The organism is Pseudomonas fluorescens (genome assembly GCF_001648775.1).
Taxonomy (GTDB): Bacteria; Pseudomonadota; Gammaproteobacteria; order Pseudomonadales; family Pseudomonadaceae; genus Aquipseudomonas; species Aquipseudomonas fluorescens_M.
Genome location: NZ_LVEJ01000008.1, coordinates 60,616 through 82,737 on the forward strand (window position 1 = coordinate 60,616; position 22,122 = coordinate 82,737).

Sequence of the window (22,122 nt, forward strand, 5' to 3'; positions counted from 1 at the left end):
ATCAGTCAACACTTCCACGCCTGAAAGACCGCATTCGCGAGCAGGCTCGCTCCCACATTGAATCAATAGCGAAAGCGTTTTTTGTATACAATCCTTCACCGCTATTGATCAAAATGGAGCCGCACCCGTCATGACCGACCCCGCCAGCGCCGATTTCAGGCGCGTCGACCGCACCGCCCGTGCGGACAAACTGCCTTATGCCGCGTTGCTGGCGTTTGCCATGACCGGTTTCATCGCCATCCTCACCGAAACCCTGCCCGCCGGGCTGCTGCCGCAAATCGGTGCCGGCCTCAACGTCAGCGAAGTGCTCGCCGGGCAATTGGTGACGCTGTACGCGCTGGGTTCGATTGTTGCGGCGATTCCGCTGACCGTCGCCACGCGCGGCTGGCCGCGACGGCGGGTGTTGCTGATGACGGTCGGCGGGTTTCTGATATTCAACACCGTCACCACGTTCTCCAGTCATTACGGTTTGACCCTGGCTTCGCGCTTCCTCGCCGGGATGGCGGCGGGGCTGTCGTGGGGGATCATGGCCGGTTATGCGCGCGGCATCGTGCCAGTGCATCAACAGGGGCGGGCGCTGGCGATTGCCATGCTTGGCACCCCGGTGGCGCTGTCGTTGGGCACACCGGCGGGAACGTGGCTGGGCAACCTGATCGGCTGGCGTGCGTCGTTCGGGATCATGTCGGCGCTGGCCCTGGTGTTGGCCGCGTGGATTGTCATTGCGGTGCCGGATCGTCCGGGGCAGGCCAGTGCCGAGCGTCTGCCGCTGCTCGAGTCGATGCGTCTACCGGGCGTGCGACCGGTGTTGTTCGTGGTGCTGACGTGGATGCTCGGACACAACATTCTCTACACCTACATCGCGCCGTTTCTGATGCAGGCCGGGCTCGCCGACCGGGTCGACCTGGTTTTGTTGGTGTTTGGCCTGTGTTCGCTGGTGGGGATCTGGATCATCGGCATGCTGGTGGATCGCTGGTTGCGCTGGCTGACGTTGATCAGCCTTGCGGTATTTGCGTTGACTGCACTGGTGTTGGCGCTGGCTGCGCCGTCGCCGCTGATCATTTATGCCTGCATGGCGGTGTGGGGCTTGTCGTTTGGCGGCTCGGCAACGTTGCTGCTGACCTCGGCGGCGGACTCGGCCGGTGAGCATGTCGATGTGGTACAGGCGATGCTCACAACCTCGTGGAACGTAGCGATTGCCGGGGGCGGGTTGTTTGGTGGCCTGTTGCTGGATCGGGCCGGGGCGATGTCGTTTCCGTGGGCACTGCTGATTCTGTCGCTGATCGCGCTGGCCACGGTGTGGATCAACAGAACCCACAGCTTCAAACCGGGTCGGCGGGTGCATTAACTCTGGAAACCACCGCTCCCACAGGGGATAATTGTGGTGATTTCGATATGGCATAACGATAGACCGCATCGATATATGTGGTTATAAGAAAAATCGCTATGCTGCGGGCCAGATTTTTCCTGTCGTTTTTCTGGACGGTTTAATGGAATTGGCAAATTTCGGCCTGGTGATTGCCGGGCTGGTGGTGGGGTTTATCGTCGGCATGACCGGTGTCGGCGGTGGTTCGTTGATGACGCCAATCCTGCTGTGGTTCGGCATCAACCCGGCAACGGCGGTGGGCACTGACCTCTTGTATGCCGCCATTACCAAATCCAGCGGCGTCCTCGTTCATCGCAAAAACAAGAACATCGACTGGGCCATCACCGGTTGGCTGACCCTCGGCAGCGTGCCGGCGGTGGCCATGACCCTGTGGTTCCTCAGCACCCTGCACACCGCGCCAGACGCGATGAACGCCATCATCAAACAGGCGCTGGGCTTCGTCCTGTTCGCCACGGCGCTGGCGATCTTCTTCAAGAAACGCTTGCTCGACTTCGCCCACAAACGCGCGGGTGGCAACTACAACCCGAGCGGTTCGCGGCTGAACGTGATGACCGTGATCACCGGTCTGATCCTCGGCACCATGGTCGCGCTGACCTCGATCGGTGCTGGCGCCCTGGGCACTGTCGCGCTGTTCATCCTCTATCCGCTGCTGCCTACCCGCCGTCTGGTCGGCACGGAAATCGCTCACGCCGTGCCGCTGACGCTGGTCGCAGGCCTCGGCCACGCGAGCATGGGCAATATGGATTGGGGCGTGTTGGGCTTTTTGCTGGTGGGTTCGTTGCCGGGCATCTGGCTCGGCAGCCACCTGACCGGGCGCATCTCCGATGAAGTCCTGCGCCCGTGCCTGGCGACGATGTTGGTGCTGATCGGCTACAAACTGGCGTTCTGAACCGGGGCTGGACCCTGTGGCGAGGGAGCAAGCTCCCTCGCCACATAGGTCAGTGCTGAATGACGTATTTCATCACCGTCACCGGCAAGTCGTCGTACACCAGATCCTCAACCACTTCCCAACCCAGTCGCGCATACAGCGACTGCGATGTGTCGGTGTACAGATACAACTCAGGCACACCGAGCGCCGCCGCTTCTTCAACCACGCGATTGACCAGTTGCGAAGCAATCCCGCGCCCACGTTCCTCAGCCTTCACATAAACCCCGGCCAACCATGGTGTCAGGTTCGGTCGCAGCTTCAGATCGTTTGCGATCAGCAGCGCACCGCCCAGCAAACGTGCACCGTCGAGCGCCACCACCACGCTGGGCACGGCACCTTTGCCACAAGATTCACGCATGTGTTCGATGCGGTGTTCGACGGTTTGCCCGGGACGAAATTCGCCCCACTCCTTGAAGTTGAGTGTGGCCAGTTCTTCAATGAATTCGGGGTGATCGCACAGGTAATCGATGTGCATGCGGGTGAACTCCATTTCATGGGCAGAACTGCCACCCTAATGCGGTCATAAAAGGTAATCAAATCCGCGTTGCGATCACCTCGGATATGTTGCGCAATGTCGCGCCTGTCCTAAGCTTCTGACTAGGCGACAGATATTTGCCGGGTCAGCCCGGAACAATCGCCACGATGCGCAATCATTAGAGCGTGGATATCAAAAGGAGATGCGCATGCTCATCAGGTCACTGACCCTGACACTCTTGCTGGCGATTGCCGGCCCCTTGTTCGCCGCTGACAACGATTCGCCCATCGCCGGGGATATGGGCCGCACCCGACCGTTGATCGTGATCGCACAAAGCACCGTCGACCCCGTGTGGGTAGCGCTGAAAAAGTCGCTGGAGGATCCCGCCAACAAAAAGGGCGTCACCGACCGCAACATCAAGGTCTACACCATCCTCAACATGTCCGGCCAGCTAGACGGCAAGGACATGGGCCAGCAAGACACCATGGCGCTGCTGCGCTCGCTGAAGCTGGGCGCCGGGGCGTATCCGAAATTGTTCTTGGTGGGCAAGGACGGCGAGACCAAGCTTTCGGCGTCGGGGGATGAAGCGAAGGCGGTGGACTTGAAGAAGATTTTCGACACCATCGATGCATTGCCCGCCACTGAAAAGGACATCGCACCACCGTCCGTGGCAACGACACCGGCAGCCACCGAACCGGCCGCAAAAGGCGCGAAGGGCGCCAAGCCGAGCAAACCGGCGAAACCGGCCAAGCCGCCGGAAATGCCGGATGATTGATGGACTGCTATAGAGGCGATTTCACGTAAAAAGGGCGAGAAGATTGAATCTCTCGTCCCTTTTTTTATTTCGCCGCAAGCCGCCACTCAATATTGAACAGGGAGGTTCTATCATGGCTCGATACATACCCATTACCGGCATCGACTGCACCATTCCTAACGGCTGAAACGAAAATGGGCGACCTCGCAAGGTCGCCCATTTTCATTGCCTGACACGACCCCCCTGTGGCGAGGGAGCTTGCTCGCGCTGGACTGCGTAGCAGTCCCAAATCGCCCGCACGCGGTGGGTCAGTCAAATCACCGTGTGCGGGATTGAAGCTGCTTTGCGACCCAGCGGGAGCAAGCTCCCGCGCCCAAAGTGTTTCGATGCACTTTTAATCGGCGACAGCACTGAGGATTTTGTGCGCAATCTTCACCCGCTCAGGAATCGGGAAGTTCTTGTTGGCCATGATCACGATGCCAATGTCCTTGCTCGGCACAAACGCCACGTAAGTGCCAAAACCACCGGTAGAGCCAGTCTTGTTGATCAGCACGTCATGCGGCTGCGGTTGCGGCGGATTCAGCCACTGCACCTTGTGCGCCTGCATGGCCATTTCCGTCGAGTTGCCCGCCAGCAAGCGATCAAGGCTGATGGGGTAGCGGTACATTTCCCAACCCAGACCTTGGGTCATATCGCCGACCGTGTAGTAGCCGGTGTGGGTGTTGGCGATGGTTTTTTGCAGGGACGCTTCAAGTGTTTGTGGTTTCAGATTGGCCTGCACGTAACGCAGCATGTCCACGGCGCTGGTTTTCACCCCGTAGGCCTGCGCATCGAGGGCGCCGGGCGTAACGCGGACCGGTTTGCCCTCCTTGTCATAGCCCTGCGCATACAGGCCCATTTGTGCGGCGGGAACGCTGAGGTAGGTGTGCGAGAGGCCGAATTTCGGCAGCAGGGTTTGCGTCATCGCCTGATCAAACGGCTGGCCGAGGCTTTTCGCCGCCAGATAACCGAACAAACCCAGACTCGGGTTGGAATACTGGCGATGGCTGCCCGCCGGATACACCGGTTTCCACTGTTGGAAATAGCCGAGCATCTTGTCAGACGAATCCCATTGCGCCGGGAATTGCAGCGGCAAACCACCGGCGCTGTAAGTGCCCAGTTGCACCACGCTGATGTTGTCGAAGGCGCTGCCTTTCAATTCTGGCCAGAGCTGACTGGCCTTGGTCGACAGGTCCAGTTTGCCGGTGGCCTGGGCGTAACCGGCGAGGGTGGCGGTGAAGGTTTTGCTCACCGAGCCGATTTCGAACAGGGTGTTCTCGCTGACTTTTTGCCCGGTGTCCTGATTGGCGACGCCGTAGTTAAAGTAATGCGGCTGACCGTTGATGGTCAGTGCCACACTCAGGCCGGGAATGTTCTGCTGCTGCATCAGCGGGGTTACCGCGTCGTTGACCAATGCTTGCAGCTGCGCAGCGTCGGGTGCGGCGGCGAGGCAGGCCGTAGCGCCAAAAAACAGGCCGAAAGCGGCGCAGGAAATGACTTTGCTCGATTGAATGGAAGACATGAATGAACCACTCTCCATGAGTGTTGATGATGTTATCCCGCTACACTGCGGGCGATTTCTTCGTTGGGCGACTGATCAGCGCCGCCAATCTAGTCAGCGCGGCGCCAATCGGCAAACGATGAAAACTCGCATGAGCCATTAGAAAAATTTGGGACTGGGCATGATTCGACCGCAATTGCCGCTCAACGCACTGCGTGCCTTTGAAGCCTCCGCGCGCCATTTGAGCTTCACCCGCGCGGCTGTGGAACTGTGTGTCACGCAAGCGGCGGTCAGCCATCAGGTCAAAAGCCTTGAGGCGCAACTCAACGTCACCCTGTTCAAGCGCCTGCCCCGTGGGCTGATGCTGACCAGCGAGGGCGAAACCTTGCTGCCAGTGTTGAGCACATCCTTTGATCACATCGCGCAGATTCTCGAACGCCTTGCCGGTGGGCAGTATCGCGAAATGTTGACCGTCGGCGCGGTCGGCACCTTCGCCGTGGGTTGGCTGTTGCCGAGGCTGGCGGACTTCCGGACGAAACATCCGCTCATAGATTTGCGACTGTCGACCCACAACAACCGCGTGGATGTGGCGGCAGAAGGGCTGGATTACGCAATCCGTTTTGGCGCGGGGGCGTGGCATGGCATTGAGGCGACGCGTTTGCTCGATGCGCCGCTGTCGGTGTTGTGCGTTCCGGAAATTGCCCGGCAGCTGCATTCGCCGGGGGATTTGCTGCAGCAAACCCTGCTGCGCTCTTATCGCACCGATGAATGGCCGCAGTGGTTTCAGGCCGCCGGATTGGCAACTCATGCAGCGCCGCCGCAAAGTATTGTGTTTGATTCGTCGCTGGCGATGATGGAAGCGGCGTTGCAGGGCAGCGGGGTGGCGCTGGCGCCGCCGCTGATGTTCGCCCGGCAACTGGCGGCGGATGCGATTTGCCAGCCGTTTGCGATCGAGATCACGACGGGGAGTTACTGGTTGACGCGGTTGCAGTCACGCCCGGAAACGGCGGCGATGACAGCCTTCAAGGAGTGGCTGTTACAGGCTTCCGTCTAGCGTAAAACCCTGTGGGAGCGAGCTTGCTCGCGAAAGGGGCAGGTCAGTCAACATTACTGTTTATGACACACCGCATTCGCGAGCAAGCTTGCTCCCACAGGGGGCAGTGGTGGATTGGAGATCAGGTTCAGCGCACCAGACACGGCCGCTTGTTATCGAACGTCCACCCCGGAATCAAAAACTGCATCGCCACGCTGTCATCCCGCGCGCCGAGGCCCATGCCTTTATACAGTTCGTGGGCCTTGGCCACCTGATCCATATCCAACTCGACACCCAGCCCCGGTTTTTTCGGAACCTGCACAAGACCGTCGACGATTTGCAGCGGCGCCTTGGTCAAACGCTGGCCGTCCTGCCAGATCCAGTGGGTGTCGATGGCGGTGATCTCGCCCGGTGCGGCAGCGGCGACATGAGTGAACATCGCCAGCGAGATATCGAAGTGATTGTTGGAATGCGAGCCCCAGGTCAGGCCCCATTCATGGCACATCTGCGCCACGCGCACCGAACCCTGCATCGTCCAGAAGTGCGGGTCGGCCAGCGGGATGTCCACCGACTGCAACTGGATCGCATGGCCCATCTCGCGCCAGTCAGTGGCGATCATGTTGGTGGCGGTTTTCAGCCCGGTGGCGCGGCGAAATTCGGCCATGACTTCACGACCGGAATAACCGTTTTCCGCACCGCAGGGATCTTCCGCGTAGGCGAGCACTTGATGCTGGTCGCGGCACAGGCGAATGGCTTCTTTCAGTGACCAGGCGCCGTTCGGATCGAGGGTGATTCGTGCGTCAGGGAAGCGTTCGGCCAGTGCGGTCACCGCTTCGATTTCCGCATCACCGCTGAGCACGCCGCCCTTGAGTTTGAAGTCCTTGAAACCGTATTTGGCATGGGCTGCTTCGGCGAGACGCACCACGGCCTCGGCAGTCATGGCCTTCTCGTGCCGCACGCGGAACCAGTCGTTGTCGGCGTCCGGTTCGCTGCGATAGGCGAGGTCGGTTTCGCGCTGATCACCAACGTAGAACAGATAACCCAGCATCTTCACTTGATCACGTTGCTGACCTTCGCCAAGCAGCGCCGCCACCGGCACATCGAGATGCTGACCGAGCAGATCGAGCAGGGCGGCTTCGAGGCCGGTGACTGCGTGGATGGTGATGCGCAGGTCAAAAGTCTGCAGGCCACGGCCGCCGGCATCGCGGTCGGCAAAGGTCTGACGCACTTGATTGAGGATCTTCTGCCAGGTGCCGATCGGGCTGCCGATCACCAGGCTGCGCGCATCTTCCAGGGTCTGGCGAATGCGCTCGCCACCGGGCACTTCACCGACGCCGGTGTGGCCGGCGTTGTCCTTGAGGATGACGATGTTGCGGGTGAAAAATGGCCCGTGGGCGCCACTCAGATTGAGCAGCATGCCGTCGTGGCCAGCCACCGGGATGACTTGCATGTCGGTGATGATCGGGGCTTTGGCGGTGTCGTGTGCGGTCATGTTTTTATCCTTTTAAGGCGCATTCTTTAAAAGTGAAAGTCAAGCGTGCTTTGGCGCGGCATCGGCGACGGCAATGTCAGCAGCAGGTTTCGGTGTGGTGCGCGCGAAGAAGACGATGATCGCGGCAATGATCGAGGTCGCGGCCAGGCCATAGAGGCCGCCCTGAATCGAGCCGGTGTGTTCTTCGAGCAGGCCGAACGTGGTCGGCGCGACGAAGCCGCCAAGGTTGCCGACCGAGTTGATCAACGCGATCACCGCCGCAGCGATACGGGCATCCAGATACGCCTGCGGAATCGGCCAGAACAGCGACGAGGCGGATTTGAAACCCAGCGCGGCAAAACAGATCGCAACGAAGGCGAAGATCGGCCCACCGGTAGTGGACATGAACATTCCCGCGGCGGCGATCAACAGTGCCGTGGCAACCCACGCCTGCTGGTGTTTCCACTTGGCCGAGAACGAGGCGAAGGCGTACATGCCGATGATCGACAGCAACCACGGAATCGAGTTGAACAGACCGACCTGGACGTCGCTCATCTCACCCATTTTCTTGATGATGCTCGGCAGCCAGAAGGTCGCGGCGTAGATGGTCAATTGAATGAAAAAGTAGATCAGGCAAAACAGGATGATCTGGCGATCCTTGAGCAATTTGCCCATCGATGGCCGGATCGGCGTCGCCGCTTCACGGGCCTTCTGTTCATCATCGATGGCGTTGACCAGTGCGTCCTGTTCGGCGCGGGTCAGCCATTTTGCGTCGTGGGGTTTGGCGTCGAGCCAGAACCAGACAAACACGCACAGGCCCACCGAGAACATCCCTTCAATGAAGTACATCCACTGCCAGCCGTGCATGCCCAGCCCGTTGATCTGCAGGAGCAGGCCGGACAGCGGGCCGGAGATCAACGAAGCCACGGCCGAGCCGCTGAGGAAGATCGCAATCGCCTTGCCGCGCTCGACGCCGGGCAGCCAACGAGTGAAGTAGTAAATCACCCCGGGAAAGAACCCGGCCTCGGCCACGCCGAGCAAAAAGCGCAACACGTAGAAGTGGGTTTCGTTCTGGATGAACGCCATGCCGGCGGCGACCAGACCCCAGGTGAGCATGATGCGGGTCAGCCAGATGCGCGCGCCGACTTTCTGCAAGAGCATGTTGGAAGGTACTTCGAACAGCGCGTAACCGATGAAGAACAGGCCGGCGCCGAAGCCGTAAGCGGCGGCACCAATGCCCAGGTCATGTTCCATGTGGGTGCGGACGAAACCGATGTTCACCCGGTCAATGTAATTGACGATGAACATGATCACGAAGAGCGGCAGGACGTGGCGTTTGACTTTCGAGATGGCTGACGCGAGTGTCGAGTCGACGCCCTCGTTGATCCCGGAGACGGAGGTTTTCACTTGGTTTTCTCCCACTGATTATTGTTATGCGGGGTAGGGCAGGTGCTGCATTGTTGATAGACATCATACAACTGAGATTTTTTGTCCTACAAGTGGGTGTGGTTGATTATTTTCCTCTGGAGGGGCGCTTTCTTATGCTTTTTCATGTTGGTGGCCAATGTTTGTTGGGGTTTTCCAGAGTTCCAGGCGCGATCTTTCTTGGCGGCAACACAGCTCTGATTGACAGCAAAGCCTAAGCGTATTTGGCTTTATTTGAGTGTTGTCATACAAGTTGGTGGCGCTAAAATCAATCTCGTCATCCCCGCAGGATGCTACGATCCACAAGCCCCGATCACCGGAATCGACCATGCAAGAAGACCTCGACGCCCCCGCTCGCAAACGTGCGCACAATCTCGCCCATGATCTGGTGGAGAAGCTCACGCAAAGCATCCTGCTCGGTCAGTTGTCACCCGGCGACAAGCTGCCGTCGGAGAATTCCATCGTTCAGGAGCACGGCGTCAGCCGTACCGTGGTGCGCGAGGCGATTTCCAAATTGCAGGCTTCGGGGCTGGTCGAGACGCGCCACGGCATCGGCACGTTCGTCATCGAGCGTGCAGCGGAGCAGGGCTTGCGCCTGAATGTCGATACCGCGCTCGGTGTGCGCAGCATTCTTGAATTGCGTCTGGGCCTGGAAACGCAAGCGGCGGCGCTGGCGGCGCAACGGCGCACCGAGCAGCAATTGCTGCAAATGCGTCAGGCGCTGGATGACTATCAACGTCTGCTGGACAACAACGACAGTTGCGTCGAAGCGGATCGGCGCTTTCATCTGCTGATCGCCGAGGCCACCGGCAACGTCTGTTTCAGCGAAATCATGCAGCACCTGGGCAGTGCGATGATTCCGCGTCACCGGCTCAATGCCGTCGAGCGTGGCGCGGCGGATCTGAGCAAGCTTGGCCAACTGGCCCATCTGGAACATGAGGCGATTCTGAATGCGATCAAACGTCAGGATGCGGATGCCGCCCGCGCAGCGATGTGGCTGCACCTGACCAACAGTCGCGACCGTTTTTCCGCCCGGGGTTGATGGCCGTTGGTCTGTTCGATAGCACGCCGCCTGTGGGCCTGATTCCAAGCTGTACGGCCCGGGTATTCCGGACCTCCTTGGTGAGGTGTGTCATGGCTAATGATTTGCTGTTTCAGGGTGGCGTGCTGCCCACCGACCCAACCCGGCCGATGCCCGGCACCGATGAGCCGACGCTGGCCGATCATGATTCACCGATGGGAATGCCCCCAGGGCGTGATCCGTTGAGCGATGCTGACCGGCCCGAAGACTGGAAGGATCCGGCAGCGGATGATGAGGATGTGCCGCCGGCGGATGAGCCGACGCCGTTGTCGGATGATCGGCGCTGAGCTTTGGTTTTTGTGTTGAATTTGCCGGCCTCTTCGCGAGCAAGCTCGCTCCCACATTGGATCTGTGCCTTACCTGAATCCATGTGGGAGCGAGCTTGCTCGCGAAGACGGCATTCGCTTCAAAACAGATTTCAGATCAAACCCCAACGGCCCGAACCCCACCAACTCGCCGCTCCAGATTCAACGCCAACACACTGATCACCACCACCACCGACCCCACCAGCACCAGCAGCGTCGGCCGCTCCGCCAGCCCGACCGAAGCAATCCCCATCGCCGTTGGCGGAATCAGATACAGCGTCATCGTCGCCCGACTCAGATCCACATGCTTGAGCACAAAGCCCCACGCCAGATAGGCCAGCGCACTGGGAAACACGCCCAATGCCAACACCGCCCACTGCACCCGCAGCGGCGCATTCATCACGGCGTGTGCCAGGCCTGGCAAATAAATCAGCAGCAACACCGTCCCCGACCACACCGCGTAACACGCCAGGCTGAAACCGTCGTAGCGCCGCGCATGATGTTTTTGCAGCGCGAAGTAGATGCTCCATGACACCGCCGCCAGCAGGATCAGCAGGGCATGCGCATCAATATCGCCCAGGCCCTTATCGCCGCTGACCACGATCACCACGCCGACAAAACCGAGCAGCACACAACCCCAGCGCCAGGCACTGACCTGATCCTTGAACACGAACCGCGCCAGCAATGTGCTGAACAGCGGGCTCGATTGCGCCAATACACTGGAAGCCCCGGCGCTGACACTTTGCTGGCCGATGTTCAGCGCGACGTGGTGCAGGCTGACGGCGAAGAAACCCAAGGCAAACAACAACGGCACATCGTGCAGATGCGGCAAGCGAATGCCTTTGAACGCGGCAATGAGTGCCATGAACAACGACGCCAAGAGAAACCGCAGCAAGGCCAGGTGCCCGGGGTCGTAGGCTTGCAATCCGATGTGAATGCCGGTGGGCGAATACGCCCAGCAAGCGACGACGAAGGCCATCGCCAAAAGGATTTTCAACGGGGAAGGGTGCGGCATGATCAGGCGCTCGGTGCTGTTGATGCGCCGAGTATCCGGGCGGCCAATCATTCGCCACAACTGACTTATACTGCGCTGAATGTTCACTCAGAGTGATGGGTATGGAGCTGGCACAAATCCGTATGTTCAAGACCGTCGCTGACGAGGGCAGCATCGCCCGGGCGGCGCAAAAGCTGTTCTGCGTGCCGTCGAACATCACCGCGCGCATCAAGGCGCTGGAGGCGGAGCTGGGCGTTGCGCTGTTTCTGCGTGAGGGCCGCGGGTTACGGATCAGCCCGGCGGGGCAGACTTTTCTCGCCTACGCGCAAAAGATTCTCGCGCTGACCGCTGAAGCAAAACGCGCGGTGGATCCCTCGGCCGAGCCGTCCGGGCCACTGCGCATCGGCGCGATCGAATCGTCGGCGACCGGGCGTTTGCCGCGCTTGCTGGCGAAATTTCACAAGCGCTATCCGCAGGTGGCGCTGGAACTCACCACCGGCACTTGGGGGCAGTTGCTCGACGACACCGTCAGCCATCGCCTGGATGGCGCGATTGTCGCGGTGGATGTCGAACGCTCGCAGCTCAGGCGCACGCCGATGTATCGCGAAGAGTTGTTGTTGATCGCCTCGACGTCATTCGGGCCGGTACGCGGCATCGAAGATCTGCAGGACAAAACCGTGTTCATGTGGCCGCAGGGTTGCCCGTATCGGGCTGCGCTGGAGCATTGGCTGTTGCGTCAGGGGCTGGCGTTGCCGATTGTCAGCCTCGCCAGTTACGGGGCGATTGTCGGTTGTGTGAGTGCCGGGGCAGGGGTGGCGCTGGTGCCCAAGGGCGTGTTTGAGCAGTACGCGAAAGGGGCGGGGTGTGTGGGCTATGAGTTTCCCGAACTGACCGCTGTCGACAACTTGTTTTACTGGCATGAAAACGCCGGGGTGCATCCGGCGCGGGAGGCGTTTGTGGCGATGTTGCGGGAGGAGTTTAGTGTGTAGGAAACGCGGACCCTCACCCCAGCCCTCTCCCGGAGGGAGAGGGAGCTGACCGAGTTGTCATGCGCTATACGCCGACCTGAACAATCGAGTCGATTATGGATTCGGCCAAGTCTGACTTTCTTGATCATTGTGGATTCACCGGCGAATTTTCAGGTCGGTGAACCTCTCCAACATCCCCCAATCAGTCCCCTCTCCCTCTGGGAGAGGGCTAGGGTGAGGGCATTCTCAGGCGTCACGCAAATCCCGCATCAACAACCCAAACCGCAAATCCACCCCCTCCGGAATCGGCACATAAACCGTATGCCCATCCCCCGGCGCCACCTCGATCGCCTCACCCTTAAGGCTCTGCAATTCACGCAGATCAAAATGAAAATTGCCCTCGGGCGTCATCAATTCCAGATGATCGCCAAGACCAAAACGGTTCTTCACCTTGACCTCAGCCAGCAGCCCACGCCGCTCGCCAGTCAACTCACCCACAAACTGCTGACGCTCCGACACCGAACTGCCATGCTGATAGTTCTGGTACTCGTCATGCACATGCCGACGCAGAAAGCCTTCGGTGTAGCCGCGCTGCGCCAGTGACTCCAGATCCGTCATCAGGCTGCGATCAAACTCGCGCCCGGCCACCGCATCATCAATCGCCCGGCGATACACCTGGGTGGTGCGCGCGCAGTAAAAATGCGATTTGGTCCGGCCTTCGATTTTCAGTGAATGCACGCCCATGCGCGTCAGGCGCTCGACGTGTTGCACCGCACGCAAGTCCTTGGCGTTCATGATGTAGGTGCCGTGTTCGTCCTCGAACGCCGGCATCAACTCGTCGGGACGATTGGCTTCCCGTAGCAGGAACACCTGATCGGTGGGCGCGCCCAGACCCAGGGTCGGCTCGGGCGGGAAGGTCTGGACGATCTCGCCGAGCTGATTTTCCGTGGCCGCTTGCGCCGAGTATTTCCAGCGGCAAGCGTTGGTGCAGGTGCCCTGATTGGCATCGCGTTTGTTCATGTAACCCGACAGCAGGCAGCGCCCGGAATAGGCCATACACAAAGCTCCGTGGACGAACACTTCCAGCTCCATGCCCGGCACCTGTTCGCGGATTTCGCCGATTTCCTCCAGCGACAATTCCCGCGACAGGATGATCCGGCTCAAACCCTGCTGCTGCCAGAACTCGACACTCGCCCAGTTCACCGTGTTGGCCTGCACCGAGAGGTGAATCGGCATCTGCGGGAAATGCCGGCGCACCAGCATGATCAGGCCCGGGTCGGACATGATCAGTGCATCCGGCGCCATTTCGATCACCGGCGCCAGATCCTTGAGGAAGGTCTTCAGCTTGGCGTTGTGCGGGGCGATGTTGACCACCACGTAGAAGCGCTTGCCCTGCGCCTGCGCCTCACGAATGCCCAGTGCCAGGTTGGCGTGATCGAACTCGTTGTTGCGCACGCGCAGGCTGTAGCGCGGCTGGCCGGCATAAACCGCATCGGCGCCGTAGGCGAAGGCGTAACGCATGTTCTTCAGGGTGCCGGCGGGGGCGAGCAGTTCGGGGGCGGCGAGGGTCGGGATCATGGCGGTGTCGGTCGTAAAAGCGCGGCAGGGTAGAGCGGATGCGGGCGGGGCGCATTGATCTGGATCTACGTTTCGGCTGTTTCTGTTTGTGCAGAAACAGCACAGATCATGTGTCGGTTTCACTGTGTTCGACGGTCAGGCGCCTGCTTAAGCTTGGTTCCTCACTCCACTGAACAGAGGCTCTCTGCATGCAGCGTTTTACCCGTCGTTTCCTCAGTGCTTGTGCATTTTCCGGTGTATTGGCCAGCACCGGCGCACTGGCCGACAACCATCCGACACTTCGCGCGATGTCCGGTGCCACGCCGATCAACCAGTTGCCGGCCGGCAAGTCCGTCTTGTTGGTGATCGATTTCCAGAACGAATACTTCACCGGCAAGATGCCGATCCCGGACGGTGCTGAGGCCCTGGCCAACACCCGTAAACTGATCACCTTTGCCGACAGCCACAAGATCCCCGTGTACCACGTTCAACATATCGCCCCGGCCGGTTCGCCGGTGTTTGCCATTGATGGTGACACCGTGAAGTTTCACCCGGACATGCAGCCACGTGCCCAGGATGTGGTGCTGCAAAAAACCACGGTCAGCGTGTTCGGCAGTACTGATCTGAACGAACGGCTGAAACAGTCCGGCATCGAGACGGTGATTGTTGCGGGCCTGATGACCCACGCGTGCGTCGCCGGGGCCGCGCGGGACGCAGCGCCACTGGGTTTTAACGTCATCGTTGCCTCGGATGCCTCGGCCACCCGTGCGATCACCCGAGCCAATGGTGCGTCGATCGACAAGGATGCTCTGCATAAAGCCGCACTGGCGGAAGTCGAGGACACCTTCGGCGATGTGCTGAGCACCGCCGAGATCGTCAAACTGCCGGTTCGCTGACCGGCTCGTGCTGATCCGCAACTATGCTCCATGAATAAAGATGGCACTCGTGCAGGCCCCGGTTGACTAAGCATCGGGGCGTGCACGACGCCTGACTGACATGGATCGGACATGAACGAAAAAAGCCTTCAATTCAAATCCCTCACCGTGCTGCTGTTGCTGGTCACGGTGGCGTTTATCTGGATCCTCTTGCCGTTCTACGGCGCGGTGTTCTGGGCGGTGATTCTCGGCATTGTGTTTGCGCCGATGCAACGCCGGCTGCAGGCGAAATTCGGCTGGCAGCGCAACCTGACCTCCCTGTGCACCTTGGCGATCTGCCTGGTGATCGCGATTCTGCCGGTGATCATCCTCAGTGTGCTGCTGGTGCAGGAAGGCGCGACCGTCTACAAAAACATCGAAAGCGGCGAGTTGGACATCGCCGCGTATCTGGCGCAATTCAAGCACAGCCTGCCGCCGTACTTTCAGCACTTGCTCGATCGCTTCGGCATGGGCGAACTCAATGGCCTGCGCGAGAAAATCGTCAAGGCGGCGATGCAGGGCAGCCAGGTGCTGGCCAGTCAGGCCTTCAGTTTCGGCCAGGGCACGTTCGAATTCGTGGTGAGTTTTTTCATCATGCTGTATTTGCTGTTTTTCTTTCTGCGCGACGGGGCCGAACTGGCGCGCAAGGTGCGCAATGCCGTGCCGCTGGAAGAACATCACAAACGGCGCCTGCAACTGAAGTTCAACCGCGTGGTGCGGGCGACGGTGAAGGGCAATCTGGTGGTCGCGGTGACGCAGGGCGCGTTGGGCGGGGCAATTTTCTGGTTTCTCGATATTCCCAGCGCGTTGCTGTGGGCGGTATTGATGGCGTTTCTGTCGCTGTTGCCAGCGGTCGGCGCGGGGATCGTCTGGGCGCCGGTGGCGGCTTATTTTCTGCTCAGCGGAATGGTCTGGCAGGGCGTGGTGCTGGGGTTGTTCGGGGTATTTGTGATCGGTTTGGTGGACAACGTATTGCGGCCGATTCTGGTGGGCAAGGATACCAAAATGCCCGATTACATGATTCTGATCTCAACCCTTGGCGGTCTTGCGGTATTCGGCCTGAATGGCTTTGTGATCGGGCCATTGATCGCGGCGTTGTTCATGTCGAGTTGGGCACTGTTCGCCGAAACCAAGCCCAAGGTGCAACTGCCTTAAGCGTTAAACGGCTCGCTGACCATTTTTTGCGAGAGTGCCTGCGCAGCGGGCAGCGAGGTGAGCGGGCCGCTGATGGGCTCGCCATCGCGCATCAGGTACCAGCAGGCGAGCAGGCCCGACGCTCTGAGCGAAGCGGGAACGGCGCTGCCGATAACGGACATGATTTGAACCTGAGCCATGACGGGTACCTCCATCTATCAATGGAGCTACCTTAGAGATTCGCCGCTTCTACGGACAATCAACGCTTTCGATAGTGGTCATTGACGCCGTTGAGGGCGGGCTCAATCGACCACTTGATCGAGCATGTGCATGACTTCGCGCTCGTTGAGCAAACCTTTGTGCACGAGGTTTTCCGCCAGCAGCGAAAGGAATTTCGCGCAGCGGTGACCTTCCAGGTGCTTGAGTTCGGTCAGCGCGCTGTACACCTTGCTGGAGGTGCACAGGCCGACAATGCGGTGCGGGTTTTGTGTTGGCATACCGTCGTCCTTGTTGTTATCAACCTGTTGTTTACGGACGGATTCAGATTGCGGTTCCGTCATGACAAATAAATGACCGTTTTGTGCAAATGTAAGTAACGGTCAATCAATCATGCCGACTTTAGCCGCTGAAACTGTCCCGACAGCGACCTTGGCGAGATTTTTTCAGACGTTGGCCGACCAACGGTCATAAAAAAGCCCCGCTATAAAGCGGGGCTCTGTTTTTCGGTTACCAGCGTGGACCACCGTAATAGTGCGGGCGACCGTAGTAGCCACGCGGCGGGCCGTAATAAACCGGAGCCGGTTGCACGTAGACCGGTTGTTGCACATACACCGGCGCCGGCTGGTAGTAGACCGGTGGCGGTGGCTGCTGCACATACACCGGGGGCGGCGGGGCGGCATACACCGGCGCTTGCTGCACATACACCGGGCGATCCTGATTGATAAGCGCCGAGCCGATGATGGCCGAGCCGACGATCGCGCCAAACACCGCTGGGCCTTGCCAGTAATTGCCGCCGTGGGCTTCTGCTTGCCCTGCGACAGCAAAAGCACCGATCAGCAGGGCCACGATAGGGAGTTTACGAATCATGATAAATCCTCGGTTCTTCGACCCGGCGGCAGGGCCTGCACCAGGCCCACAGTTGTCGCGGGGATACTTCTAAGACAGCGAAATTCTGAAAATCAGCACAGCCGCTGGGTAAATTTTGTGTAAGGTCTGTACCGGCTTCTTTACCGGGCCGGGCAAGGGCCACAGAACACGTTTAAAACAGGCCTCTATGATCGTTCAGAACCCGATGGGCTGGCTAATCCCGTCTATCCGAAAGTGCGTTTGAAGGAGAAGTTTCATGCAGATGAACCCAAACAAAGACACCCAACTGTGCATGTCCCTGTCAGGGCGCCCGGGGAATTTCGGTCTGCGTTTTCATAACCATTTGTATGAGCAGTTGGGCCTGAATTTCTATTACAAGGCATTCAGCAGTAAAGACCTGACCGGCGCAGTCGGCGGGATTCGTGCTTTGGGCATCCGTGGTTGCGGCGTGTCGATGCCGTTCAAGGAAGCCTGCATTGCGCTGGTCGATGAGCTGGACGCGTCGGCGGCGGCGATCCAGTCGATCAACACCATCGTCAATACCAACGGCCATCTCAAGGCCTACAACACCGATTACATTGCCATCGAGCAGTTGCTGAAAACCCACGCGGTGCCCAAGGACACGACCTTCGCCCTGCGTGGCAGCGGCGGCATGGCCAAAGCGGTGGCCAGTGCCTTGCGTGATGGTGGCTACAAAAACGGTTTGATCGTTGCCCGCAACGAGCGCGCCGGGCGTGCGCTGGCAGATTCGCTGGGTTATCGCTGGCAGGCTGAGCTGGGGGATGAGCGCCCGCAGATGCTGATCAACGTGACGCCGGTGGGCATGGACGGTGGTCTGGAGGCCGGGCAACTGGCTTTCGAGTCTGACGTCATCAAAGCCGCTGATACCGTTTTTGACGTGGTGGCGATTCCGTCGGAGACGCCGTTGATCGTGCGCGGTCGGGCTGAGGGGAAAAAGGTTATTACCGGGCTGGAGGTCATCGCGATCCAGGCGCTGGAGCAGTTTGTGCTGTACACCGGCGTGCGGCCGGATGAGGCGCAGTTTGCGGCGGCGGTGGCGTTTGCCCGCAGCTGATTCTTTGGCTTTGTGTTGATCTGGCGGGCCCCTTCGCGAGCAAGCTCGCTCCCACATTGGAATGCGTTCCCCTGTGGGAGCGAGCCTGCTCGCGAAGGAAGCGACGCGGTTTCACGCCAGGCATCAATGCCTATACTGCCTCCCCAGCAAGCACAGACTTGCCCACCACAAAAACCGTGACCGAGGCCCACCATGCACCCACCCATCCTCAACCTGCATCAGGTCGAACTCGAATCCCTACCCGAAGCCCTGGCCCCGGAAGGCGAAACCGCCGGGCGTTATCAGCAGCGCATGGCCCGCGTCGGCCAGCGACTGGGCTCGCAAAAACTCGGTTATCGCCTGTACGCGCTTCCGCCAGGCATGCGCGGCAGCCCGTTTCACAGTCATCGGGTCAATGAAGAGATGTTTTACGTGGTGGCCGGGGAGGGCGAGGTGCGTCTCGGTGCCGAGCGGTTCCCGATCCGCGAAGGCGACGTGATCGCTTGCCCGCCGGGCGGGCCGGAGAAGGCACATCAGATCATCAATACCAGCCGGCAGGAGTTGCGTTATCTGGCGGTGAGTACCCAGCAGCAGCCGGAAATTTGCGAATACCCGGATTCGAACAAATATGCGGTGATGGATAACTTCACGGTTGATGCCGAGGGTAATGCCTCAGGTTTTGTCGCCGTGGCACGGCAGGCGGATGGCGTGGATTACTGGGATGGTGAATAACCCCAAGACCTGAAACCTGATGAATAACCCCTGTGGGAGCGAGCTTGCTCGCGAATAGGCCGTGTCAGTTACATCATCGTTGAATGACACACCGCATTCGCGAGCAAGCTCGCTCCCACAATGTATTTGTGGGGGTTATTCGAGGCGGGCCAGACGCTCTTCCAGCGCAGCAATCCGCGCTTCCAGCTCTTCGATACGCTCAACCGAAACGCCACTGCTGGCACCGCGCTCCTGCGGATTCTGCCGCGCCGTCATGATCGCCTCGATATCCGCCGGATCACCCAGCGCATGGGTGTAACGATCTTCGCGCTGCCCGGCCTGACGTGGAATCAACACCGCCAACCCCCGCGCAATCAAACGCTCAAGCTGATGCACCACTTGTTCGGCGTCTTCGAAATCATGCATGCGCCCGCTGCGGGTCAGCAACTCATTGACGGTCTGCGGGCCGCGCAGAAACATCAAACCGCTGAGAATCACCTGCGCCGGCACCAGTTCCAGTGCCTTGTCGACCTTGTGCTCCCAGCGATCGGCGCGACTGCCCATGACCAGTTTGGCGAAACCACGACCTTCCAGCGCCCGCAAACTCTGACCGACCTGACCTTGGGTGAGGTTCATCACCGGTTCGCGGCTGGTTTTCTGATTGCAGGCCAATACCAGCGCATTGAGGGTCAGCGGATAGGTTTCCGGGCTGGTCGCCTGTTTCTCGATCAACGCGCCCAGAATGCGGATTTCCGTGGCATTGAGCCGTGGCTCGTCGAAGGTGGATTCTGGTTCAGTGGTCATCGCGCGTTCCCTTTGCAGTCGAAGGCGCCTAGCCTAATCCTTGCCAAACAAAAGGCAAGCCGTGTGGTCATCAAGCATGGCTATAATCGCCTCCTTGTTCCACCCAGCCACCACACGAGACTGCCATGACCATTTCCCTGTACGCCGCATCCGTCCCGGTTTTTCAACAAATGCTCAACGCTTTGAGCGATGTCCTGAAAAAGGCTGAAGCCCACGCCACCGAGAAAAACATCGACCCGAACGCGTTCCTGCAGGCCCGTTTGTATCCAGACATGTTCCCGCTGACTCGCCAGGTGCAGATCGCCGTCGACTTCGCCAAAGGCGTTTCTTCGCGTCTGGCTGAAGTCGAAGTGCCGAAGTACGACGATACCGAAACCACCTTCGCCGAGCTGCAAGCCTTGATCGCCAAGGTTCTGGCCTACATCGGCGAGATCAAGCCTGAGCAGATCGATGGCAAGGAAGGCATCGAAATCGTCACCCGTCCGGGCACGCCGAAAGAGAAGCGCTTCAGCGGTCAGGCTTACCTGCTGACTTACGGTCTGCCGCAGTTCTTCTTCCACGTCACCACCACCTATGCGCTGCTGCGTCATAACGGTGTTGAAGTGGGTAAACGCGATTACATGGGCGCGTTCTAAACCGCCAGAAGCCCCTCACCCTGGCCCTCTCCCGGAGGGAGAGGGGACTGACTGAGTTGTTTGTTCGAATTACACCGACCTGAACTATCAAGTCGAACTCAGGTTTGAACAGCACTCGGTCTGCCCCCTTTCCCCCTCGCCCCCTTGGGGGAGAGGGTTGGGGTGAGGGGGAAAAGATCTGCGCCACAAAAAAGCCCGCCAAGGTTCACACCTCGGCGGGCTTTTCATTTTCCATTGTGGGAGCGAGCCTGCTCGCGAATGCAGTGTGTCAGGCGACATCAATGTCGACTGACTCGCCCCCTTCGCGAGCAGGCTCGCTCCCACAGGGTAAGACGGTTACGCGGTACGTTGGGCTTTCGCTTCCTCACCCAGGCACGCCGCAGCGGTGAACAACACGTCAGTCGACGAGTTCAGCGCCGTCTCCGCCGAATCCTGCAACACGCCAATAATGAAACCGACCGCCACCACCTGCATGGCGATTTCGCTCGGAATGCCGAACAGGCTGCACGCCAACGGAATCAACAACAGCGAACCACCGGCCACGCCCGAAGCGCCACACGCGCAGATCGCGGCGACAACGCTGAGCAGAATCGCCGTCGGAATGTCCACGGCAATGCCCAGCGTATGCACGGCAGCCAAGGTCAAAACGGTGATGGTGATCGCCGCGCCGGCCATGTTGATGGTCGCGCCCAAAGGGATCGACACCGAATAGGTGTCTTCATGCAGGCCCAGGCGCTTGCTCAGTTCCAGGTTGACCGGAATGTTCGCCGCCGAACTGCGAGTGAAAAACGCGGTGATGCCGCTTTCACGCAAGCACTTGAGGGTCAGCGGGTACGGGTTGCGACGCAGCTTCCAGAACACGATCAGCGGGTTCATCACCAGCGCGACGAACAGCATGCAGCCGAGCAGCACGGCCAGCAGGTGCGCGTAACCGATCAGCGCGCCGAAACCGGAGGTGGCCAGTGTCGAAGCGACCAGGCCGAAAATACCCAGCGGGGCGAAGCGAATCACCACGCGCACGATCAAGGTCACGCCGTTGGACAGATCACCGAGCACTTCGCGGGTGGTGTCGCCGGCATGGCGAATCGCGACGCCCATGCCGATCGCCCACGCCAGAATGCCGATGAAGTTAGCGTTGATCAGCGCATTCACCGGGTTATCGACGACGCTGAGCAGCAGGCTTTGCAGCACTTCTGCGATGCCGCCCGGTGCGGTGACCGCAACGTTTTCGGTGGACAGCACAAGGTGCGATGGAAACGCCATGCTGGCCACCACCGCTACCACGGCTGCGGCGAAGGTGCCCAGCAGATAGAGGAACAGAATCGGGCGGATGTGGGTTTCCTGGCCGTGCTTGTGGTTGGCAATCGAGGCCATTACCAGCACAAACACCAGAATCGGCGCGACGGCTTTCAACGCCGACACGAACACTTTGCCAATGAACGCGGTGTCTTTTGCCACTTGCGGGGCGAACAACGCGAGCGCGATACCGGCAATCAGGCCGATGAGGATCTGGGCGACCAGGCTCAGGTTCTTCAGGCGCTGCAATAGAGAAGGGGATGAAGCAGTCATAACGGCATCTCTGATTTTTTATAGGGTGCGAGGGGGCGTGAAGGTGGTAGATATTCGTGGGCAGACCACCGTCACGCACCGAAAGTGTGATGCGACTTCAACGCCAATAAACCGGTCGTTGAACAGGCTGTACGTTTTTAAGGGCGCGGACTTTATCACAGCGTAGGCCTTATCCTTCAGGCCTGTGACGATCTGCCACCGGATCAGGCAACAAAGTCGGCAGGTTTGTGCAAGTCAGTGCGGACACACTCTGTTAAGATTCCTCATCCTTATTTTCAAGTTCTGCCAGCGGGCCTCCGG

23 protein-coding genes are annotated in these 22,122 nt (G+C 59.6%); 12 read left to right on the forward strand and 11 right to left on the reverse strand.

Annotated features, from left to right (window positions below):
- Nucleotides 1–130: 130 nt before the first annotated feature.
- Together A8O26_RS08960 and A8O26_RS08965 are read left to right on the forward strand one after the other, a co-directional pair.
- Nucleotides 131–1,345, forward strand: coding sequence for an MFS transporter (locus A8O26_RS08960; RefSeq protein WP_064117690.1), 1,215 nt, complete (start codon nt 131–133; stop codon nt 1,343–1,345).
- Nucleotides 1,346–1,487: 142 nt separating this feature from the next.
- Nucleotides 1,488–2,273, forward strand: coding sequence for a sulfite exporter TauE/SafE family protein (locus A8O26_RS08965; protein ID WP_034154648.1), 786 nt, complete (start codon nt 1,488–1,490; stop codon nt 2,271–2,273).
- 49 nt (nt 2,274–2,322) lie between these two features.
- Here the strand turns inward: A8O26_RS08965 and A8O26_RS08970 are convergent, their stop codons facing one another.
- Nucleotides 2,323–2,787: a GNAT family N-acetyltransferase gene (locus tag A8O26_RS08970; protein WP_064117691.1), complete on the reverse strand. Its 465-nt coding sequence runs from the start codon at nt 2,785–2,787 to the stop codon at nt 2,323–2,325.
- 208 nt (nt 2,788–2,995) lie between these two features.
- Here A8O26_RS08970 and A8O26_RS08975 point away from each other — a divergent pair, with 208 nt between their 5' ends.
- The gene (locus A8O26_RS08975) at nt 2,996–3,562 is read left to right on the forward strand and encodes a DUF4174 domain-containing protein (protein WP_064117692.1); all 567 of its coding nucleotides are present in this window, start codon (nt 2,996–2,998) and stop codon (nt 3,560–3,562) included.
- Between the two features lie 373 nt (nt 3,563–3,935).
- Here the strand turns inward: A8O26_RS08975 and ampC are convergent, their stop codons facing one another.
- Complete coding sequence (gene ampC, locus A8O26_RS08980) at nt 3,936–5,102, reverse strand: class C beta-lactamase (protein WP_064117693.1); 1,167 nt, start codon at nt 5,100–5,102, stop codon at nt 3,936–3,938.
- A 160-nt stretch (nt 5,103–5,262) separates the two neighbouring features.
- On the opposite strand from ampC, the gene A8O26_RS08985 reads away from it, so the two are divergent.
- Nucleotides 5,263–6,135 (forward strand): LysR family transcriptional regulator, encoded by an 873-nt coding sequence (locus tag A8O26_RS08985; protein ID WP_064117694.1) that lies wholly within the window; start codon nt 5,263–5,265, stop codon nt 6,133–6,135.
- Between the two features lie 127 nt (nt 6,136–6,262).
- Here the strand turns inward: A8O26_RS08985 and gudD are convergent, their stop codons facing one another.
- Nucleotides 6,263–7,606: a glucarate dehydratase gene (gudD, locus tag A8O26_RS08990; protein ID WP_064117695.1), complete on the reverse strand. Its 1,344-nt coding sequence runs from the start codon at nt 7,604–7,606 to the stop codon at nt 6,263–6,265.
- Nucleotides 7,607–7,645: 39 nt separating this feature from the next.
- Entirely contained in the window at nt 7,646–8,992 is a 1,347-nt protein-coding gene (locus tag A8O26_RS08995) for an MFS transporter (protein WP_064117696.1), read from the reverse strand.
- A 346-nt stretch (nt 8,993–9,338) separates the two neighbouring features.
- On the opposite strand from A8O26_RS08995, the gene A8O26_RS09005 reads away from it, so the two are divergent.
- A complete protein-coding gene (locus A8O26_RS09005) occupies nt 9,339–10,052 on the forward strand; it encodes a FadR/GntR family transcriptional regulator (protein WP_064117698.1) in 714 nt (237 codons plus the stop codon).
- Between the two features lie 92 nt (nt 10,053–10,144).
- Nucleotides 10,145–10,378 (forward strand): hypothetical protein, encoded by a 234-nt coding sequence (locus A8O26_RS09010; RefSeq protein WP_064117699.1) that lies wholly within the window; start codon nt 10,145–10,147, stop codon nt 10,376–10,378.
- A 136-nt stretch (nt 10,379–10,514) separates the two neighbouring features.
- Here the strand turns inward: A8O26_RS09010 and A8O26_RS09015 are convergent, their stop codons facing one another.
- A complete protein-coding gene (locus A8O26_RS09015; protein WP_172828135.1) occupies nt 10,515–11,411 on the reverse strand; it encodes a DMT family transporter in 897 nt (298 codons plus the stop codon).
- Between the two features lie 101 nt (nt 11,412–11,512).
- Here A8O26_RS09015 and A8O26_RS09020 point away from each other — a divergent pair, with 101 nt between their 5' ends.
- On the forward strand, nt 11,513–12,379 hold the full coding sequence (locus tag A8O26_RS09020; RefSeq protein WP_064117701.1) for a LysR family transcriptional regulator: 867 nt from the start codon (nt 11,513–11,515) through the stop codon (nt 12,377–12,379).
- 225 nt (nt 12,380–12,604) lie between these two features.
- Here the strand turns inward: A8O26_RS09020 and trhP are convergent, their stop codons facing one another.
- Nucleotides 12,605–13,936, reverse strand: coding sequence for a prephenate-dependent tRNA uridine(34) hydroxylase TrhP (trhP, locus tag A8O26_RS09025; RefSeq protein ID WP_064117702.1), 1,332 nt, complete (start codon nt 13,934–13,936; stop codon nt 12,605–12,607).
- 188 nt (nt 13,937–14,124) lie between these two features.
- On the opposite strand from trhP, the gene A8O26_RS09030 reads away from it, so the two are divergent.
- Both A8O26_RS09030 and A8O26_RS09035 read left to right on the forward strand, forming a co-directional pair.
- Nucleotides 14,125–14,811 (forward strand): cysteine hydrolase family protein, encoded by a 687-nt coding sequence (locus A8O26_RS09030; protein ID WP_064117703.1) that lies wholly within the window; start codon nt 14,125–14,127, stop codon nt 14,809–14,811.
- Nucleotides 14,812–14,922: 111 nt separating this feature from the next.
- The gene (locus A8O26_RS09035) at nt 14,923–15,984 is read left to right on the forward strand and encodes an AI-2E family transporter (protein WP_064117704.1); all 1,062 of its coding nucleotides are present in this window, start codon (nt 14,923–14,925) and stop codon (nt 15,982–15,984) included.
- Here the strand turns inward: A8O26_RS09035 and A8O26_RS09040 are convergent.
- From A8O26_RS09040 to A8O26_RS09050, 3 genes are all read right to left on the reverse strand, one after another.
- Nucleotides 15,981–16,163: a hypothetical protein gene (locus A8O26_RS09040; RefSeq protein ID WP_064117705.1), complete on the reverse strand. Its 183-nt coding sequence runs from the start codon at nt 16,161–16,163 to the stop codon at nt 15,981–15,983. The genes A8O26_RS09035 and A8O26_RS09040 overlap by 4 nt on opposite strands.
- A gap of 102 nt (nt 16,164–16,265) precedes the next feature.
- Nucleotides 16,266–16,460 carry a hypothetical protein gene (locus A8O26_RS09045; RefSeq protein WP_016984641.1) on the reverse strand — a complete coding sequence of 65 codons (195 nt, stop codon included), beginning with the start codon at nt 16,458–16,460 and terminating at the stop codon, nt 16,266–16,268.
- A gap of 229 nt (nt 16,461–16,689) precedes the next feature.
- Nucleotides 16,690–17,049, reverse strand: coding sequence for a hypothetical protein (locus A8O26_RS09050; protein ID WP_034154666.1), 360 nt, complete (start codon nt 17,047–17,049; stop codon nt 16,690–16,692).
- 256 nt (nt 17,050–17,305) lie between these two features.
- Here A8O26_RS09050 and A8O26_RS09055 point away from each other — a divergent pair, with 256 nt between their 5' ends.
- Nucleotides 17,306–18,124 carry a shikimate 5-dehydrogenase gene (locus A8O26_RS09055; RefSeq protein WP_064117706.1) on the forward strand — a complete coding sequence of 273 codons (819 nt, stop codon included), beginning with the start codon at nt 17,306–17,308 and terminating at the stop codon, nt 18,122–18,124.
- 192 nt (nt 18,125–18,316) lie between these two features.
- Entirely contained in the window at nt 18,317–18,835 is a 519-nt protein-coding gene (locus A8O26_RS09060) for a cupin domain-containing protein (RefSeq protein ID WP_064117707.1), read from the forward strand.
- A 135-nt stretch (nt 18,836–18,970) separates the two neighbouring features.
- Here A8O26_RS09060 and A8O26_RS09065 read toward each other — a convergent pair whose 3' ends face one another.
- A complete protein-coding gene (locus A8O26_RS09065) occupies nt 18,971–19,618 on the reverse strand; it encodes a YceH family protein (protein ID WP_064117708.1) in 648 nt (215 codons plus the stop codon).
- 125 nt (nt 19,619–19,743) lie between these two features.
- Between A8O26_RS09065 and A8O26_RS09070 the strand changes: the two genes are divergently transcribed.
- Nucleotides 19,744–20,253, forward strand: a complete 510-nt coding sequence (locus A8O26_RS09070) for a DUF1993 domain-containing protein (RefSeq protein ID WP_034154670.1) — start codon at nt 19,744–19,746, stop codon at nt 20,251–20,253.
- A gap of 336 nt (nt 20,254–20,589) precedes the next feature.
- Here the strand turns inward: A8O26_RS09070 and sstT are convergent, their stop codons facing one another.
- The gene (gene sstT, locus A8O26_RS09075; protein WP_064117709.1) at nt 20,590–21,822 is read right to left on the reverse strand and encodes a serine/threonine transporter SstT; all 1,233 of its coding nucleotides are present in this window, start codon (nt 21,820–21,822) and stop codon (nt 20,590–20,592) included.
- Nucleotides 21,823–22,122 lie beyond the last annotated feature (300 nt).

Bases quoted from the DNA above. Each gene is read 5' to 3' on its own strand.
- A8O26_RS09060 (WP_064117707.1), top strand. From the start codon at position 18,317: ATGCACCCACCCATCCTCAACCTGCATCAGGTCGAACTCGAATCCCTA.
- gudD (WP_064117695.1), bottom strand. From the start codon at position 7,606: ATGACCGCACACGACACCGCCAAAGCCCCGATCATCACCGACATGCAA.
- A8O26_RS09010 (WP_064117699.1), top strand. From the start codon at position 10,145: ATGGCTAATGATTTGCTGTTTCAGGGTGGCGTGCTGCCCACCGACCCA.
- A8O26_RS08965 (WP_034154648.1), top strand. From the start codon at position 1,488: ATGGAATTGGCAAATTTCGGCCTGGTGATTGCCGGGCTGGTGGTGGGG.
- A8O26_RS09020 (WP_064117701.1), top strand. From the start codon at position 11,513: ATGGAGCTGGCACAAATCCGTATGTTCAAGACCGTCGCTGACGAGGGC.
- sstT (WP_064117709.1), bottom strand. From the start codon at position 21,822: ATGACTGCTTCATCCCCTTCTCTATTGCAGCGCCTGAAGAACCTGAGC.
- trhP (WP_064117702.1), bottom strand. From the start codon at position 13,936: ATGATCCCGACCCTCGCCGCCCCCGAACTGCTCGCCCCCGCCGGCACC.
- A8O26_RS08970 (WP_064117691.1), bottom strand. From the start codon at position 2,787: ATGCACATCGATTACCTGTGCGATCACCCCGAATTCATTGAAGAACTG.
- A8O26_RS09045 (WP_016984641.1), bottom strand. From the start codon at position 16,460: ATGCCAACACAAAACCCGCACCGCATTGTCGGCCTGTGCACCTCCAGC.
- A8O26_RS09050 (WP_034154666.1), bottom strand. From the start codon at position 17,049: ATGATTCGTAAACTCCCTATCGTGGCCCTGCTGATCGGTGCTTTTGCT.
- A8O26_RS09035 (WP_064117704.1), top strand. From the start codon at position 14,923: ATGAACGAAAAAAGCCTTCAATTCAAATCCCTCACCGTGCTGCTGTTG.
- A8O26_RS09040 (WP_064117705.1), bottom strand. From the start codon at position 16,163: ATGGCTCAGGTTCAAATCATGTCCGTTATCGGCAGCGCCGTTCCCGCT.
- A8O26_RS09015 (WP_172828135.1), bottom strand. From the start codon at position 11,411: ATGCCGCACCCTTCCCCGTTGAAAATCCTTTTGGCGATGGCCTTCGTC.
- A8O26_RS08975 (WP_064117692.1), top strand. From the start codon at position 2,996: ATGCTCATCAGGTCACTGACCCTGACACTCTTGCTGGCGATTGCCGGC.
- A8O26_RS09055 (WP_064117706.1), top strand. From the start codon at position 17,306: ATGCAGATGAACCCAAACAAAGACACCCAACTGTGCATGTCCCTGTCA.
- A8O26_RS09065 (WP_064117708.1), bottom strand. From the start codon at position 19,618: ATGACCACTGAACCAGAATCCACCTTCGACGAGCCACGGCTCAATGCC.
- ampC (WP_064117693.1), bottom strand. From the start codon at position 5,102: ATGTCTTCCATTCAATCGAGCAAAGTCATTTCCTGCGCCGCTTTCGGC.
- A8O26_RS08960 (WP_064117690.1), top strand. From the start codon at position 131: ATGACCGACCCCGCCAGCGCCGATTTCAGGCGCGTCGACCGCACCGCC.
- A8O26_RS09005 (WP_064117698.1), top strand. From the start codon at position 9,339: ATGCAAGAAGACCTCGACGCCCCCGCTCGCAAACGTGCGCACAATCTC.
- A8O26_RS08985 (WP_064117694.1), top strand. From the start codon at position 5,263: ATGATTCGACCGCAATTGCCGCTCAACGCACTGCGTGCCTTTGAAGCC.
- A8O26_RS09030 (WP_064117703.1), top strand. From the start codon at position 14,125: ATGCAGCGTTTTACCCGTCGTTTCCTCAGTGCTTGTGCATTTTCCGGT.
- A8O26_RS09070 (WP_034154670.1), top strand. From the start codon at position 19,744: ATGACCATTTCCCTGTACGCCGCATCCGTCCCGGTTTTTCAACAAATG.